18 protein-coding genes are annotated in these 18,172 nt (G+C 25.3%); 17 read left to right on the top strand and 1 reads right to left on the bottom strand.

Annotated elements, in window-relative coordinates; genetic code table 11:
* Window positions 1-32 precede the first annotated feature (32 nt).
* Complete coding sequence (locus QU666_RS11315) at window positions 33-1,727, bottom strand: M3 family oligoendopeptidase (RefSeq protein ID WP_021768867.1); 1,695 nt, start codon at window positions 1,725-1,727, stop codon at window positions 33-35.
* A gap of 731 nt (window positions 1,728-2,458) precedes the next feature.
* Between QU666_RS11315 and QU666_RS11310 the strand changes: the two genes are divergently transcribed.
* The 17 genes from QU666_RS11310 (at window position 2,459) to QU666_RS11230 (ending at window position 18,167) form a co-directional block, all read left to right on the top strand.
* On the top strand, window positions 2,459-3,523 hold the full coding sequence (locus QU666_RS11310) for an exopolysaccharide biosynthesis polyprenyl glycosylphosphotransferase (protein WP_370528901.1): 1,065 nt from the start codon (window positions 2,459-2,461) through the stop codon (window positions 3,521-3,523).
* A gap of 54 nt (window positions 3,524-3,577) precedes the next feature.
* On the top strand, window positions 3,578-4,474 hold the full coding sequence (gene rfbA / locus QU666_RS11305; protein WP_021768865.1) for a glucose-1-phosphate thymidylyltransferase RfbA: 897 nt from the start codon (window positions 3,578-3,580) through the stop codon (window positions 4,472-4,474).
* A 78-nt stretch (window positions 4,475-4,552) separates the two neighbouring features.
* Entirely contained in the window at window positions 4,553-5,629 is a 1,077-nt protein-coding gene (locus QU666_RS11300; protein WP_198012116.1) for a mannose-1-phosphate guanylyltransferase, read from the top strand.
* 27 nt (window positions 5,630-5,656) lie between these two features.
* Window positions 5,657-6,688, top strand: a complete 1,032-nt coding sequence (gene gmd, locus QU666_RS11295; protein WP_021768863.1) for a GDP-mannose 4,6-dehydratase — start codon at window positions 5,657-5,659, stop codon at window positions 6,686-6,688.
* Window positions 6,689-6,723: 35 nt separating this feature from the next.
* Complete coding sequence (locus tag QU666_RS11290; protein ID WP_021768862.1) at window positions 6,724-7,080, top strand: cupin domain-containing protein; 357 nt, start codon at window positions 6,724-6,726, stop codon at window positions 7,078-7,080.
* Window positions 7,073-7,981, top strand: a complete 909-nt coding sequence (locus tag QU666_RS11285) for an NAD(P)-dependent oxidoreductase (RefSeq protein ID WP_304984840.1) — start codon at window positions 7,073-7,075, stop codon at window positions 7,979-7,981. Before QU666_RS11290 ends, QU666_RS11285 begins: the two co-directional genes overlap by 8 nt.
* A 13-nt stretch (window positions 7,982-7,994) precedes the next feature.
* Window positions 7,995-9,260, top strand: a complete 1,266-nt coding sequence (locus QU666_RS11280) for a glycosyltransferase (protein WP_304984839.1) — start codon at window positions 7,995-7,997, stop codon at window positions 9,258-9,260.
* Window positions 9,257-10,030, top strand: a complete 774-nt coding sequence (locus tag QU666_RS11275) for an ABC transporter permease (RefSeq protein WP_021768065.1) — start codon at window positions 9,257-9,259, stop codon at window positions 10,028-10,030. The genes QU666_RS11280 and QU666_RS11275 overlap by 4 nt, the downstream gene beginning before the upstream one ends.
* Window positions 10,027-10,782, top strand: coding sequence for an ABC transporter ATP-binding protein (locus QU666_RS11270; RefSeq protein WP_021768066.1), 756 nt, complete (start codon window positions 10,027-10,029; stop codon window positions 10,780-10,782). Before QU666_RS11275 ends, QU666_RS11270 begins: the two co-directional genes overlap by 4 nt.
* Window positions 10,783-11,137: 355 nt before the next feature.
* Complete coding sequence (locus QU666_RS11265; protein WP_036070098.1) at window positions 11,138-12,292, top strand: hypothetical protein; 1,155 nt, start codon at window positions 11,138-11,140, stop codon at window positions 12,290-12,292.
* Between the two features lie 208 nt (window positions 12,293-12,500).
* A complete protein-coding gene (locus tag QU666_RS11260; RefSeq protein ID WP_198012110.1) occupies window positions 12,501-13,727 on the top strand; it encodes an MBOAT family protein in 1,227 nt (408 codons plus the stop codon).
* A gap of 43 nt (window positions 13,728-13,770) precedes the next feature.
* Window positions 13,771-14,886 carry a glycosyltransferase gene (locus QU666_RS11255; RefSeq protein ID WP_036070101.1) on the top strand — a complete coding sequence of 372 codons (1,116 nt, stop codon included), beginning with the start codon at window positions 13,771-13,773 and terminating at the stop codon, window positions 14,884-14,886.
* 52 nt (window positions 14,887-14,938) lie between these two features.
* Window positions 14,939-16,003, top strand: coding sequence for a glycosyltransferase family 4 protein (locus tag QU666_RS11250; protein WP_156908191.1), 1,065 nt, complete (start codon window positions 14,939-14,941; stop codon window positions 16,001-16,003).
* A gap of 96 nt (window positions 16,004-16,099) precedes the next feature.
* Entirely contained in the window at window positions 16,100-16,246 is a 147-nt protein-coding gene (locus QU666_RS11245) for a glycosyltransferase (RefSeq protein ID WP_304984838.1), read from the top strand.
* A gap of 5 nt (window positions 16,247-16,251) precedes the next feature.
* Window positions 16,252-16,614, top strand: coding sequence for a glycosyltransferase (locus QU666_RS11240; RefSeq protein WP_021768591.1), 363 nt, complete (start codon window positions 16,252-16,254; stop codon window positions 16,612-16,614).
* Between the two features lie 25 nt (window positions 16,615-16,639).
* A complete protein-coding gene (locus QU666_RS11235; protein ID WP_021768592.1) occupies window positions 16,640-17,245 on the top strand; it encodes a DapH/DapD/GlmU-related protein in 606 nt (201 codons plus the stop codon).
* A gap of 82 nt (window positions 17,246-17,327) precedes the next feature.
* Complete coding sequence (locus QU666_RS11230) at window positions 17,328-18,167, top strand: glycosyltransferase family 2 protein (protein ID WP_021768593.1); 840 nt, start codon at window positions 17,328-17,330, stop codon at window positions 18,165-18,167.
* The last annotated feature ends 5 nt before the right edge of the window (window positions 18,168-18,172 follow it).

Here is an 18,172-nt window from a genome sequence, read left to right as displayed (position 1 = left end):
TTTTAAAATTTTATTTTTAATAATGATTTAAATTACAAATTCATATCATCGACACTATCCAGATATTCTTTAATTTTTGGAATTACAGCCGCTAATGTTCCTTCCTCAAACGGATTTTTAAGATTGGCAGATTTCATAAGTTCAAAAAACGATTTACTTCCACCAAGTTTACATAGATTCAAATAATCCTGCCATGCTTTTTCCCTGTCTTCCCTTGATTTTATCCAGAATTGGAAAGCACAGACTTGGGCTAAAGTGTAGTCGATGTAGTAAAATGGCGAGCTGAAAATATGCCCTTGTCTAAACCAGAAAATTCCATTTTTCAATTCATCGGCTTCCCCATAATCTCTAGTTGGCAAATATTTTTTCTCAATTTCAAGCCATTTTTCACGACGCTCTTGTGGAGTAACTTCTGGATTTTCATAAACCCAATGCTGGAATTCATCTACAGTTACTCCATAAGGAATGAATAGAAGAGCTTCTGATAAATGAATAAATTTATATTTTTCTGTATCATTTTGAAAGAACAAATTCATCCAGGGCCAAGTCAAAAATTCCATGCTCATTGAATGGATTTCACAAGCCTCGTAAGTTGGCCATAAATATTCAGGTACATCAAAACTTCGGCTTTGATAAACTTGAAAAGCATGTCCTGCTTCATGCGTCAAAACATCAATATCGTGTGCAGTCCCATTAAAGTTGGCAAAAATAAATGGAGCCTTATGTTCTGGAATGTAAGTGCAGTATCCGCCACTCATTTTCCCCTTTTTAGAAAGCAAGTCAAGCAAATTATTTTCAGTCATAAATGTAAAAAATTCATCAGTTTCCTTCGACAATTCCTTATACATCGTTTTTCCATGACTCAGAATCCATTTAGGTGAACCGTGTGGATCAGCATTTCCAGAATTAAATTTTATAGCCTCATCATAAAATCTAAGTTTTTCCACTCCCAGTCTTTTCTCCTGTCTTTTACGAAGTTCAGTATGTAGTGGAACAATGTTTTCAAGTACTTGCTTTCTGTAACCTTCCACCATTTTTGCATCGTATTCAAGTCTTGACAGCTGTTTATACCCAAATTCCACATAATTTTTATATCCCATTTTCTGTGCCATTTTAGTTCTCACTTTTACAAGCGAATCATAAATATTGTCAAATTCTTCTTGATTTTCAGAAAAAAACTGAGCCACTTTCTTTGCGGCTTCAATTCTCACATTTCTGTCCTTTGATTGCGTATAGGGAACCATTTGCGATAAATTAAGCTCTTTCCCATCAAAATCAATTTTTGCACTAGCAATCAATTTTGAATATTTGCTAGATAATCTATTTTCTTCCTGTGCATCTGGAATAATCTCGTTCGAGAAAACTTTCAATGTATTTTCTGCCAAGTCGAACAATAATTTTCCATATTTCTCGACAAGTTCGTTTTTAAATTTTGAATTCACAAGAACTCTATAAAAATCATTAGTAAACCCAAATAAAATTGGACTAATTTCATCCATATACTCATTTTCCTTATCATAAAACTCATCGTTCGTATCAATGCTGTGTCGAATCGAAACAAGCATCTGCATAGTTTCAATATGATTTCTCAGCTTTATAATTTTATCAAACGCCTCAATTTGTCCCTCTACATTTTCTGCCTTTTCAAAACTATCTATCAGCTCTGAAAATTCTCCTTTTATTTTTTCCAAGTCCAAATGCTTATATTTGTAATCATTAAAATTCATAATTTTTCTCCCTCCATATTTTTTATTTTTATAAATTTAGTATATCAAATTTTAAGTAAAATAACAATTTCAAAGATTTAGATTGCTGGATTTAGCTTCTACTTTGTTATGAGATAGTAAGTATAAGTATAAGTTATGATTAAATTTTTAAAATATATAAATAAAAAATTATAAATATACGAGTATAACGTTTAAAATTACTTCAAAGCTATGTTTCTCTTGAATTATCGGTACTTGAATTTCATAATAAAATATGTTATACTCATACTGTGATTATGTATAAAAATAGAGAATAAAAACTTCTATATTACACAAAAATTCAAATAAATTTTTTCATCTTTTTTCTCATTTAAAATTATTTAATACAAATTATAATTTTTTGTCTTAGAAAATATTATTCTTTACTTGAAACTTAGTAAAAAAATTAAGATGAAATCTTGAATGAATAGTTCTTACATGGAGTCTATATAAATGATTTGTTAAGTGAGGATGAATAATTATGAAACTAAATAAAGATATACGCATACGTATATTATATATTTTTATTTTATATATGATTTATAGTCTTTTATTAGATAAATATGACTATGTAGTAAAATATTTAACAAATTTTATATTTATTTTATTTATATTTGTAAAGTTTATATTTTGGGCAACTGGATTTTTATGCAGAACGTTTTAGGCTTAAAGATGTTTTTATAAATTTAGGAATTGATATTATTTTTTCTGTAATGTTATATGCCTTTTGGAAACGTTTTGATGTATTTTATATGTTTGGATTAATATTTGTGTTTCAAGTAATTTTTAGAAAAATTATATGTTCAATTTATATGAAAAAACAAAATGTATTAATATTCGGATCAAATCATATAGACAATAATATCCAAGAAGATATTATAAATACCCTTGACTATAATTATATTGGATATATTTCAAATAATAAAACTAGAGCAACAAAATATTTAATTGGAAAATATGATGAAATGGAGTCAATTATTGTAAAAAATAATGTGGATATTCTAGTAATTGTAAAAGATATAAAAAGTCCTGATTTTAAAAAATATTCAAAACGTATTTTTGATTTGAAAATTAATGGATTAAAAATAATGAATTATGAAGAATTCAATGAAGATATCCAAAAGAAAATTGATATAAATCAAATAAATGAAGAATGGATTTTACAATCAAATGGATTTGATATTTTGAACAATGAAATGCAAAGAAATATAAAAAGAGGAATGGATTTAATACTAGCATTAATTTTGATGGTTGTTCTTTCTCCTCTCGCATTAATTACTTCAATAATTATTAAATGCGAATCTAAAGGACCAGTTATATTTAAACAAACAAGAATAGGCGAAAATATGAAACCTTTCAAAGTTTATAAATTTAGAAGTATGAAACTGCATGATCCTAAAAAATATTCAAAGTATACTTTGGATTGTGACACAAGAGTTACAAAATTTGGGAAATTTATGAGAAAAACAAGAATCGATGAATTACCACAACTTTGGAATATTTTAAAAGGGACAATGAGTTTTATTGGACCACGTCCAGAATGGGATATACTAGCCAAAGATTACGCAGAACAGATAAGCTACTACAATTTAAGGCATCTTATAAAACCTGGAATAACAGGTTGGGCTCAAGTAATGTTTCCATACGGCGAAAGTTTAGATGATGCAAAGAGAAAACTTGAATATGATTTATACTATTTAAAACATCAGGACTTAATACTTGATGTGCTTATTGTTGCAAAAACGGCTAAGGCTGTTTTATTTGGAAAAGGGAAATAATATTGAAATTGAAAAAATTCTGTTTATTAAATGGTTTATTTAAGGAGGAGACTTATGAAGGGAATTGTTTTAGCTGGAGGTTCTGGCACAAGACTTTATCCATTGACAAAATCTATTTCCAAACAAATATTGCCAGTTTATGATAAGCCTATGATTTATTATCCTTTATCTGTACTTATGCTTGCAAATATAAAGGATATTTTAATAATTTCCACACCAAGAGATATCTTGTTATTCGAAAATCTTCTTGGAGATGGAAAACAATTAGGAATAAATATTGAATATAAAATTCAAAAGGAGCCAAATGGAATTGCTGAATGTTTTTTGGTTGGAGAAGATTTTATTAATTGTGATAACGTTACATTGATTTTGGGAGATAATATATTTTATGGAAATGGATTTTCAAAAATTCTTGAAGAAGCAATTGAGTATTTTGAAAATTCTAAAAAAACAGAATTAAATAATAATGGTGCAATGATATTTGGTTATCCAGTGAAAAATCCCAGTGATTATGGTGTTGTTGAATTTGATAAACATGGAAATGTTATTTCTTTACAAGAAAAACCAAATGTCGCCAAATCAAATTTTGCAATCCCAGGACTGTATTTTTATGATAATACAGTTATAAAAAAAGCTAAGACATTAAAACCATCAAAACGTAAAGAGTTAGAAATAACATCAATTAATGAGCTTTATTTGATTGAAGAAAAATTAAAAGTAAAAACTCTCGGACGTGGCATGAACTGGTTTGATACAGGAACACCAAAAGGTTTGTTAGAAGCTTCAAATTTTGTAGAAGCAATTCAAAATAGACAAGGTTTTTATATTGCTTGTCTTGAAGAAATTGCCTATACAAAAGGCTGGATAGACAAAGAAGTGCTTGTTAAAATAATAAATAAGTTAAAAAATTGTGATTATAAAAAATATTTAGAAAGTTTATTAAAAAAATAATTTATAATAGTAGTTGTTGTTTTCTATAATTCAGAAAATATACTAATAAAATTTTAAATAAAAAAAGGAGGAGCTACATTGACTTCAATAGTAATAATGGCTGGTGGAAAAGGTGAAAGGTTTTGGCCTAAAAGCCGAACAAATTTGCCAAAGCAATTTTTATCTTTAACAGATGATGGGAAATCCATGATACAACATACTGTTGAAAGAGTAAAAAATTTAGTAGACATTGAAAATGTTTACGTAGTAACAAATGAAATGTATAAAAATTTGGTTTTAGAACATATTCCAGATATACCAAAAGAAAATATTATCATTGAACCAATTGCCAAAAATACAGCACCTTGCATTGGACTTGCTGCAATGCATATTGCAAAAAAGGATATAAATTCAAAAATGATAATTTTACCTTCGGATCATCTAATTAAATTTAATGAAATTTTTATTGATACATTGAAAATAGCATTAGATGTTGTTGAAAAAGATGATAATCTAGCAACAATAGGAATTACTCCAAATTATCCTGAAACAGGATACGGGTATATTAATTTTACAAAAGGTCAAAACTTTAAAGATAGTACAAATATTTATGAAGTTTTGCGTTTTGTGGAAAAACCAACTTTAGAAAAAGCTAAAGAATACTTAACAAGTGGACAATATTTATGGAATAGTGGAATGTTTGTATGGAAAGCATCAACTATTTTGAAAAATTTTAAAGAATATTTGCCAGAAATTTATGAAGGACTGCAAAAAATAGGAGAGTCAATAAATACAGAAGAATATGAAGAAGTGTTAAGAAAAGAATTTCCAAATCTTCCATCAGAATCTATAGATTATGGGATAATGGAAAAAGCTAAAAATATTTATGTAATTCCAGGAAATTTTGGATGGGATGATGTGGGAAGCTGGCTTTCACTAGAAAGAATTAACAAAACAAATCAAGATGGAAATGTTATAAGTGGAAATGTTATAAGCATAAAAACAAAAAATTCAATAATACAAGGTAATGAAAAACTTATCGCAACTATTGGATTAGAGGATATAGTAATTGTGGATACTGATGATGTAACATTGATTTGTCATAAAAGTAATTCACAGGAAGTTAAAGAGGTTATTAGTAATTTAAAAATTTGTAATAGAAATGAATATTTATAAAATAAAAAGATAGGAGAGTAAATATAAATGAAAAGAGCTTTAATTACTGGAATAAATGGTCAAGATGGTTCGTATCTAGCAGAATTATTATTAGAAAAAGGATATGAAGTTTATGGACTTATGAGAAGAAAAAGTGTAACTACTTTTGGAAATATAGCACATAGAAAAGATGAGATAAAGTTTATCTATGCTGATATGATAGATTTGGTTTCATTAATAAATGCAATGCAAATTTCACAAGCAGATGAGGTGTATAATTTGGCTGCACAATCATTTGTGGGAACTTCATGGGAACAACCTGCAGCAACTGCAGATATTGATGGAATTGGTGCTTTGAATATATTGGAAGCAATAAGAACTATAAAACCTGATGCAAAATTTTATCAAGCATCTACGAGTGAAATGTTTGGATTGGTTCAAGCAATTCCTCAAAATGAAGATACACCTTTTTATCCTAGAAGTCCATATGGAGTAGCGAAACTATATGGTCATTGGATAACTAAAAATTATAGAGAAAGTTACGATATGTATGCGTGTTCAGGAATTTTATTTAATCATGAATCTGAAAGACGTGGAAAAGAATTTGTAACAAGAAAAATAACAGATGCGGTGGCAAGAATAAAATTAGGTGTTCAAGATGTTTTGGAATTAGGAAATTTGGATGCAAAACGTGATTGGGGACATGCAAAGGATTATGTAAAAGCAATGTGGTTAATGTTACAACAAGATAAAGCAGATGATTATGTGATTGCAACAAATGAAACTAGAACAGTTAGAGAATTTGTTGAAAAAGCTTTTAAATGTGTCGATATAGATATAGTTTGGGAAGGCAATAGCATTGATGAAGTAGGGAAGGATTCTAAAACTGGAAAGACATTAGTTAGAATAAATACAGAGTTTTTTAGGCCAGCAGAAGTTGATATCCTAATTGGAGATCCTGCAAAAGCTGAAAAAGCATTAGGGTGGAAACGAGAAGTTACATTTGAAGAATTGGTAGAAAGAATGGTTAAGAATGATTTAAAATTAGTAGAAAGAGAAATTAAATTTAAATCTATCTAAATTTTAAAATTAATAAAAAAGTAAGGAGAGTTGTAATGCTAGTTGAGAGAATGAAACCAAATTTTGAATTTAAAAATAGTGAAGGCTCGTTAATACAGTTAGTAAGAGAAGGTTGGAAACAGATAAATGTTTTATATTCAAAAAAAGATTCTAAAAGGGGAGGGCACTATCATAAAATATGTAATGAAGCATTTTATATAGTTAGTGGAAAAATAAAATTATTCTTAGAAAAAGGTGATGAAAAAGAGGAAGAAAATTTTAAGGAAGGAGAAATGTTTATGATAACTCCTTATATAAAGCATACATTTGTTTTTTTAGAAGATACTGTTATGGTATCTATGTATGATAAAGGAGTTGAATTAGAAAATGGAGAAAAAGATATTTATGAATAAGAAAAATGAACAGGATATCTATTTAATAGTTGGTGCAAATGGTTTTGTTGGATCATATATGATAAAAAATATTTTAGAGAAGACAGAAAAGAAAATTTTAGCAGCTGATTGTAATATAGAAGGAAAAGAAAATACAGAGCGTGTAGAATGGATAAAATGTGATGTAACAAAGCAAGAGGATATTGAAAAAATAAATAAAAAATGTAATGAGTATAATGGAGTAAAAGTATTATATCTTGCTGCATATCATGCACCTGATTTAGTAAAAAAAAATCCTAAAAAAGCATGGGATATTAATGTTACATCGTTATCTTCTTTTATAAATTCTATTGAAAATGTAGATTGTTTATTCTATTCTTCTACAGAGATGGTTTATGGTGCTGGTGAAGCAGATAAGAAATTTTCTGAATCAGATTCCTTGAACCCTGTGAATATTTATGGAGAAAACAAGATTGTTGCTGAGGCTCTTATTAAAGGTTATGGATATAATGTATTACGTTTTCCCTTTTTAATTGGACCAAGCTTAGATAAAAATAAAAAACATTTTTATGATAAAATAGTTGATGAAATAACAAATGGAAATTCAGTTGAAATGTTTTCAGATGCTTTAAAAACAGCTTTAGATTTCAATACATTAACAAAAATAATACTAGAATTAATGGAAAATTACACTTCAGCACTACCTAAGTGTATTAATATATCTGGTGATGATATTTTGTCTAAATATGATATTGGTTTAATGATTGCAAGAAAATATAATTGCAATGAAGAATTAATAATTCCTATTTCTATGGAAAATAATAATCAAATTTTTACAGAAAAAAGAGCAAATTGTACATTATTAGATAATTCTTTATTAAAAAAAATATTAAATTTATCTGAGATAAAAATAGAAATTTAAAAAAGGAGAATGTATGAAAAAATTAGCAATAATAAGTAGTTATAATGAATCTTGTGGAAATGCATCTTATACTGAGGTTTTAAGAAGAGAATTTGCTAAGTACTATGAAGTGGATGTTTTATCATTACAGTTAGATGTTTTATCAAGTAATGCATCAAATATAAGAAAAATAGCAGATGAACATATTAATGAACTTGCAGAATCTTTAAAAAATTATGATTATGTGAACATACAATTTGAAGCAGGATTATATGGAAATAATAAAAATGATATACTTAGAAGAGTAAAAAAACTAATAGAAGCATCTAATAATTTGATAGTTACTATGCATAGAATTGACTTACCAAGATTATTGTTTAGTTTGAAAACTTTAAAAATATTATTTTCAAGTAAAAATATAGTACAAAATATCCGATTAATAAAAAATGAAATATATTTTAAACAATTGTATAGAGATATTGTTAAAATAATAAAAAATCATTCTAAAAAACATAATGTTAATATTATAGTTCATACAAAAAAAGATAAAAAAAATATAGAAAGATTTTTCGATTTTCATAATGTATATGATTTTCCATTAACATTTTTAGATAAAAATCAAAGATTAAGAAAAAGAAATGATAAAGAAAGAGAAGAATTTATAAAAAAATATGAATTAGATAAAAACGATAAATTAATAGGTATATTTGGATATATTTCTGAATATAAAGGTCATGAAACAATAATAAAAGCATTGTCATACTTACCTGATAATTATAAACTTCTAATTTTTGGTTCTCAACATCCAATGGCTATACAGGAATTTTCTAAGTGTGATCCATATATATCACAACTTTTAAATATGGTAGATGAATTAAAAAAACAGGAAGAGTTAAATGGAAAAGAAATGTTGCCTAAAAAAGAAATTTCCATCACTGATAGAATTCTTTTCTTAGGTAATCTAGATGACGATGATTTTTTAGATGCTTTATATTGCTGTGATTTTGCAGTATTACCTTATATGGAAGTAAATCAAGGAGGTTCAGGAATAGCATCATTGGTTTTAGAAACAAAAATAAAATCTCTATATTCAAATAATAAAGCATTTGCAGAGTTAAATAAATATTATCCAAATACATTTAGTAAATTTGATATAGGAAACTATGTAGAACTTGCTAGAAAAATAAAAAATTATAAAGAAGATTATACAGAAGCAATAGATAAATCTTTAGAAAAATATAACCTTGAAAATAACGTAAGATTACACATGGATATATTTGAGGAGGCTTTAAAAAAATGATTCGTAGTAAGGAAATTTTATTTACTATATCTCAAATGGACTTGAAAACAAGATATCAAAATAGTAAGATAGGTTTTTTATGGTCTTTTTTAAAACCTTTATTACAATTTTTTGCATATTACACAGTATTTAGAGTATTTTTAAAAATTGATGTTTCAGAGGACTATCCATTAAGATTATTCTTAGGAGTTTTGTTATGGAATTTTTTTGTTGAGGCAACAGGTAATGGACTAAATTCATATATCGGTAAAAAATCAATTGTAACAAAAATAAAGATACAGAAAGAAATATTACCGATGGCTGCCTATTTAACAGCTTTTATGAATTTTTTACTAACTATGGTTATTTTTATTATTATGTTTGTAATACAAAAAAAAGTAATAGTGATTTCCTTCTTCAGTTTGTTAAATTTTATATTTTTTTTAATACTCTATAGTATTCTTATTATTTCTATAAATATTATTTTATCAACTGTTAATGTGTTATTTAGAGATTTACAGAATATATGGGATATTGTTTTAACATATGGAGTTTTTCTTACTCCTATAATATATACAATAACAATTCCTAAAGAATATTTAAAAATCTATTATTTTTTAAATCCATTAGCTTATCCTATTGAAGAGATGAAAGCTTCATTTTTTGGTATAAGTGGTCTATGGCAGGCTCCAGAACATTTATTTTCATTTATTTTGTCTATAATTTTTTGGATTTTAATTGCAATGATTGTGAGAAAAAGATTAGGATTAAAGGTGGCTGATTATCTATGATTGAGTTAACTAATGTTAGTAAAAGATTTAAAAAGTATACAGTACCATTTAATTCTTTAAAAAGTTTTTTGCTAAATTATAAGAAGTATAAAGAAGAAAATAAAAAAATTGAAGAATTAACTGCTGTCGAAAATTTAAGTATGAAAATAGAAGCTGGAGAAATTTTATGTATTGTTGGAAAAAATGGTGCGGGAAAATCAACATTAGCAAAAATGATAGCTGGGACAATTGCACCAACAAAAGGTCAAATTAAAGTTAGTGGAAGAATAGTTCCTTTTTTAGAACTTGGTGTTGCATTTAATAGTGAATTAAGTGGTTATGATAATGCTATATTGAATGGTGTTTTGCTAGGTATGAAAAAAAAATATATTAAAGAAAAAATAAATGAAATTTTTGCTTTTGCTGAAGTACAAGATTTTATAGATACGCCATTAAAATTTTATTCATCAGGTATGTTAATGAGACTTGCATTTTCTATTGGAATGTTTGCAAATGGAGATGTTTATATTTTTGATGAAATATTAGCAGTTGGAGATGCTAATTTTCAAAAAAAGTGTTTTAGTTCTTTTAAAAATTTAATTAAAAATAAAAAAACGATAATATTGATAACACATGATTTAGAAACAGTTAGTAAATATGCAACAAGAGTTTTATTGTTAAATGGAAAAAATCATAAAATAGTTGATGATATAACTAAAATTAAGCAAATGGGAGAAAAAAATTTTGATGATATATATATAGAGAAAGTGTAATTTAAATGTATTTTTAAATTTAATATAAATACTATTATCTTATATAGTTATATTTAATAATAAATAAAAAATGAAAAAGTTAATAATATCAAAAAAATTATTTTATCTAGAAAGAGCTATAATAATTTTTATTGATTTATTAAATTTTTTCTTTTTTTATTCATTTTTTATAGAATAGTAAGGAATATTTTGAGAATTATATCATTCAAGAAAATAGATTTATTTAAAGATACTATTTTGTAAATAAAAAATATTAAAGATTGAAAGGTTATACAATATGAAATTTATAAAAATACTATTTGTTTCTATATTTCTATTTATAATATCATCTATAGGTCTATTATTTTTATGTAGAATGAAATTTCAAACAGAATTAATAGGAGATACTCAAATTGTTAAGGAAGAACCAAAATTAAGATTTATGGAAGTGCTATCTGGTAACTATCAGTTAAACTATGAAAAATATTTTGGAACAAACTTTCCCTTAAGAAATTATCTAGTAAAAGGTATGAATCAAATTTTATATAATTTTGGTTCAGTAAATATTATAGAAAAAGGGAATAAGAATGATTTATATTTACTACTTTGGACTAAAAGATACTTACTCTATGATTTATATAATGTGAATAATAATAACTTACAGGACATATCTAGTTTAGCTGGTAGAATTAATTATGAAGCTAATGAAAAGGAGATTCAGGAATATTTAAATAATATAAAGTATATAAATAATTACTTAGAAAAAAAAAATAAAAAGTTGATATACGTAATTACTCCTAATAAAGCAGAAATATATAATGAAAATATGCCTATTAGATTTAAAGTAATTGAAAAAATTACAACAGAAGAAAACAAATCAAAATTGAGAAAAAAATTGATAAAATATTTGAATGAAAATAATATTTTAAATATAGATGCAACAGATTCTATGCTAAAACTAAAAAAAACTGGGAAAAGAGTTTTTCCTATTAAAGGTATTCATTGGAATAATATTGGAAGTTCTCAAATAATATATGAAATGAATGAAAAATTGAGAAATACTGGAATAACTTTACCTAGATTGGAATTATCAGAAATCCAAACTTCTAAAGAACCAACTAATGATAGTGATATTGATGCAAAAAATTTATTAAATGTATATTTTATAAAAAATGATCCATGGTATTATAATAGAAAGCTGATAATTGATGATTCAACAGAAAAAAATGTTAATGCTTTTGCAATAACTACAAGCTTTTTTTATTCAATACAGGAATATTTTGTGAGAAATATGCCTTTTAATAAAATAAAAAGATTTGATTATGATCAATATAATGTTGAACTTTACTATGAAAATAAAAATTTGATGTCCAAAATTAATCAAATAGGAATTACGGAACAAGATTATCAAGATATTGTAGATAAATATGATGTTTTAATAATAGAACATACGAGTATGGCTTTACCAAAATCACATATTGAATTTATTAATAATTTGAAAAATTATTTGAAAAAATTAGAAGAAAAATAGGAAAGGATTTTCAAATATGGTTTTTGCTTCAGCAATTTTTTTATTTTTATTTTTACCAATAACAATTATTGGATATTTTTTAATAAAACCAAAATATAGAAATTTTTGGCTTTTTATAATGTCTCTTATTTTTTATGCATGGGGAGGATTAATATACGCCATATTATTTATATTTTCTGCATATATAAATTTCTTGTTTGGTATATGGATGGAAAAAAATAGAAGAAGGAAGAAATTAATTTTATCTCTATCAATTGTATGGAATTTGGGGATACTAGCTTATTTTAAATACTCTTCATTTATTTTATTGAATCTTCAAGCAGTTATTCAAATTTTTATACCAAATTTTAAAATTAACATTGTTTCTGTTCCTTTACCTATAGGTATTTCATTTTTTACATTTCAGATTATGACTTATGTAATTGACCTATATAGGGAAGAAATTAAAGTTCAAAAGAAATTTATAAATTTAGGATTATACATTATGTTGTTTCCTCAATTAATAGCAGGACCAATAGTGAGATATATTGATATTGAAAAAGAAATAAATAATAGAAAAGTAGATATTAATTTAATTGATGAAGGAATTAAGAGATTTATATTGGGTCTTGGTAAGAAAATTTTTATTGCAAATATTATGGGAACCTGGGCTGATATAGTATTTAACATGCCATTAGAAAAAATAAATACACCTTTAGCCTGGCTTGGAATTTTTGGGTATACTATGCAAATATTTTTTGATTTTTCAGCATATTCAGATATGGCAATTGGATTAGGAAAAATATTTGGATTTCATTTTTTAGAAAATTTTAATTATCCTTATGTATCAAGAAATATACAAGAATTTTGGAGAAGATGGCACATATCATTATCACAATGGTTTAAAGATTATCTTTACATACCATTAGGAGGAAATAGAAAAGGGGAAATTAGAACTTATATAAATCTTTTGACAGTGTTTTTCTTAACAGGATTGTGGCATGGAGCTTCTTGGAATTTTATTTTTTGGGGAATATTTCATGGATTATTTTTGATAATAGAAAGATTAGGATTGAAAAAATTTTTAGAAAAAATTCCCAAAACTTTACAACATTTCTATACGATGATTATAGTAATTATAGGATGGGTATTTTTTAGATCAAATAGCTTTATTTTTGCTCTAAAATACTTAAAAAAATTATTTGTTCCTAATTTTATTTATATGGAAAGTTTTTTTGTAGAACTTGAAACTTTGAAACTATTTATAGTAGTATGTACAATATTTTTTTCGACTCCAATAGTTCCTAAATTAAAAAATATTTTATTGAATAATGTATTTAAAAGTAAGTTTTACTATGAAATATTTAGAAATTTTGTTTATATCGTTCTCTTTTTGCTATCAGTTATATTTTTAGCAGGTTCTAACTTTAATCCATTTATATATTTCCATTTTTAAAAATGGATTATAAAATAAAATTATGAAAAAGGATACTAGAATAATGAAAAAAATAGTTCTATCTGGGATAAATTTATCTGAAGGAGGACCTTTAACAATTTATAAGGAATGCCTTGGATGTCTAGAAAAATATTTTTTAAAAGAATACAGAATAATAGCACTAGTTCATGACAGAAATTTATTTTCAGAGTATGAATCAAAAATAGAATTTATAGAATTTAAAGATTCTAAAAAAAGTTACTTAAAAAGAATGTATTATGAATATTTTTATTTTAAGAAACTATCGAAAAAATTGAAACCCTATTTATGGTTTTCACTACATGATATGACACCGAATGTAAGAGCTGATAAAAGAGTTGTGTACTGTCACAATCCTAGTATTTTTTATGATATGAATAAAAAGGATATGATTAATGAATTTAAAATGTTTATGTTTTCTAAGTTTTATAAATATGCCTATAGAATCAATATTCGAAAAAATGATTTTGTTGTGGTGCAGCAAGACTGGATTAGAAAAAAATTTAAACAGATCTTTAAAATTAAAAATGTAATTGTAGCTCATCCTAATGTTGTTATTGATGATTTAGATTTAGAGAAAACTAGACAAAATAATGTGAAAACAGTAAAAAAAAGTTTTTTATATCCTTCATTTCCTAGGATTTTTAAAAATTTTGAGGTTATTTGTGAGGCTGTGAAAATATTGGAAGAAAAGAATGTTACAGATTTTACAGTTTATCTAACAGTTGATGGTAGTGAGAACTTATATTCCAAAAAATTGTTTCAAAAATATAAAGATTTAAAGAATATAAAATTTTTAGGCTTGTTAAAAAGAAAAGAACTTATGAAATATTATGAAAGTTCAGAAAATATTATTTTTCCATCTAAACTTGAAACTTGGGGATTGCCAATTTCAGAAGCAAAAATATTTGGTAAAAATATACTTTTAGCAGATTTAGAGTACGCTCATGAAACGTTAGGAAATTATAAAAATGTAATGTTTTTTGAACCTGATGATGCTGAAAAATTAGCTGAAAAAATGGAAATATTAATAAATGGGGAAAATGTAAAATTTGATGGAAATTTAGAGAAAAATATTGAAAATCCGTTTTGTAAAAACTGGAAAGAATTATTTGATATTTTACTTGAAGATAATAAATAGTATATTTAAATTAACAAAAAATTATAAAAATAGAAAGAAGCTTAAAAAAGATATGGGAAAAGATAAAATTGTTATATATTTTGGATTTAATAATCCAATTATATATAAACGTGGGGTAGAAAATGTTATACTGTCTCAGTCTGAGGCATTACCACAGGATATAAAAAAATATTATATATTTTTTGGAGAAAAAGATGAAGATTTTTTTTGGAATGATATAAAATGTATATCAATAAAGCATAATTTATTTCGTTTTTTTAAATTAAATAAACTTACAAATAGATTGACTAAAAATACGGAATGTATTATTCATTCTCATAATTATTTGATAAGTTTTTTTCTTTGGAGAAAGACAGATATATTTACTGTTCATGATGGGCTTTTTTATTTATCATCCCAAACCAATCATAAGTTTAAAAATATTTTTAAATTTATTGAAAAAGCTGTTTATAGAAAAAGTAAATTAGTACATTTTATATCAAATTTTTCAAAAAAAGAATCACTTTATCATGGAAATAATTTTATTATTGTTAATAATACTACTCCACTTGAACAAGTAAAAGTTAAATTTGAAAAAGAATCTTGGAGTTCAAAAAAAGTAAAAATATTTACAGTAAGAAGTATTGAAGAGCGTGTAAATATTCATTTGCTTATCGAACTTGCTCAAAAAAATAGTAATTTTGAAATAAAAGTTTCTGGAAAAGGACCTTTGCTTGAAAAGTATAGAAAAGAAATAAAAGATAAAAGATTAGATAATATTGAATTAATGGGATTTCTTGGAGATGAGAAAATAAGGAAGTATTACAATAGCTGTGATCTTGTAACAGTTTTGGCAAAATATGGTGAAGGATTCGGTCTCCCTATTATTGAAGGATATTTGCATAATAAACCTGTTTTTGCTTCTAATGTTTCAGCAATTCCAGAAGTAATAATTGATAGAAAGTTCTTATTAGATAATACTGTTATAGATTTAGAAAATAAAATTCAGAATTACTTGAAGGAAAGTAAAAATTATAATTTTGAAAAATATTATTATGATAATTTTGGAAATAATGTAATAAGAGAAAAGTATATTAAGTTGTATAATCAGATTTTTTTAATTGATAAAAGCAATTAAAATATAATAGAGTTGTATTTAAAACTTAACAGAAATAGTTAAAAAAGTAGTTTTATATAGAATAAGAAAAAATATAATTTGCCTTTAGAATATATATTGTATTTAGGAACAATAGAACCAAGAAAAAATATAGAAAGAATAATAAGAGCCTTTATAAAATACAAAAATGAAGTTAATGATGATTTAAAGTTTGTAATTGTAGGAAAAAAAGGATGGAAATATGATAATATTATGAAATTATAGAATCAATGGGGACAGATATTATAATTACAGGTTATATTGATGAAGAAGATAAAATTCCTATTTATAAACTTGCACAGATTTTTGTATTTCCATCACTCTACGAAGGGTTTGGAATGCCAGTTCTGGAAGCTATGGCGGCAGGAGTGCCTGTGGTCACTTCCAATGTGTCGTCTTTACCTGAAGTTGCAGGAGATGCCGCAATTTTAGTTGATCCTTTAAATGAAGATGAAATTTTTGAAGCATATAAAAAAATACGGAATGACAGTAATTATAGAGAAGAAATGATACTAAAAGGATATGAACAGGCTAAAAAATATCAGTGGAAAAATTCTGTAGAAGTTCTCGAAAAAGTTTATGAAAAAATGTAATCAAATAAATATAGAAAGGTAAAATATGGAAAAATCAGTTTATGAGTTGTGTAAATTGGGGATTAATTTAATTAAAACAAAAATATTTTTTCCAAAAGCTAGACTAATTCGTTTCCCATTCGATATAAGGGGAAAAAAGTATATAAAATATGGAAAAAATTTTACTACTGGTGTTGGATGTCGAATAGAGGCTTATAATTTTAATAATAGAATTTCAGATGGAAAAAATCCTCAATTAATTATTGGAAATAATGTTCAAATTAATGACTATGTTCACTTATCTTGTGCAGAGTCAGTTATTATAGAAGATAACGTATTAATTGCTAGTAAAGTTTATGTTTCTGATTTGAATCATGGAAATTATTCTTCGTTAAAGAACCCTGAACATTCATGTCCTGATGAAATTGTAAAAGAGAGAAAAATTTTTACAAAACCAGTAAAAATTTGTCAAAATGCTTGGTTGGGAGAAAATGTTGCAGTTTTATCGGGAGTAACTATTGGAAAAAATTCTATAATTGGTGCAAATTCTGTTGTTTCTAAAAATATCCCAGAAAATTGTATTGCTGTTGGAAATCCTGCAAAAGTAATAAAAAAATATAATTTTGAAACAAGAAGATGGGAAAAAATATAAAATTTTTTTGAAATATTTAACTTGTTTGATTAAATTTAAGATGTTATAATTTTACTAAGTAAAAAAGAGTGGAGGATTTCGTATGTATGACTTTACAGCTTGTATAGTGACTTATAATACTGATCAAAAGGAATTAGCTCAAATCATAAGTTGTTTTCAAAAAACAAAATTGAAATTTAAATTATGGATTTCAGATAACTCTGAAGAGGATAGTTTGAGAAATTTTATAAAAAATTTTTCAGACGATCGAATCGAATATATTTTTAATAATTCAAATAATGGATTTGGATCAGGACATAATGTTATATTAGAAAAATTAATGGATAAAAATTGCAAAGAAAAAGCAGAATTTCATTTAATATTAAATGCTGATATAATTTTTGAAGAAAATACAATTGAGAAAATAGTTGATTATATGAGAAAAAATTCTGATATTGGGCAGATAGGGCCTAAAATATATGAATCTAATGGAGAGGTAAACAAATCTTGCAGACTATTACCCACACCTTTAAATTTAATATTTAGAAGATTTTGTCCAATAAAATCGGTTGTAGATAAAATGGATTATGATTATGAAATGAGATGGTGTGATTATAACACAATAATGGAAGTTCCAATTTTATCTGGATGTTTTATGTTCATAAGAACAGATGTTTTGAAAACTGTTGGAATGTTTGATACTAGATATTTTATGTATATGGAAGACTATGATTTATGCAGAAGAATTGGTCAAAAATATAAAGTTATATTTTATCCTGAAGTAACAATAGTTCATGAACATGGAAAAGCATCTTATAAAACACGAAAAATGATGATGGCACATATAAATTCAGCTATAAATTATTTTAATAAATGGGGCTGGTTTTTTGATAAGGAAAGAAAAACAAGAAATAAAGAATGCATGAAAAAATATAAAAAATAATCTAG

The organism is Leptotrichia sp. HMT-225, assembly GCF_030644325.1.
In the GTDB taxonomy this organism is placed as follows: domain Bacteria; phylum Fusobacteriota; class Fusobacteriia; order Fusobacteriales; family Leptotrichiaceae; genus Leptotrichia; species Leptotrichia massiliensis.
This window is presented reverse-complemented; position numbering and strand designations above follow the sequence as displayed.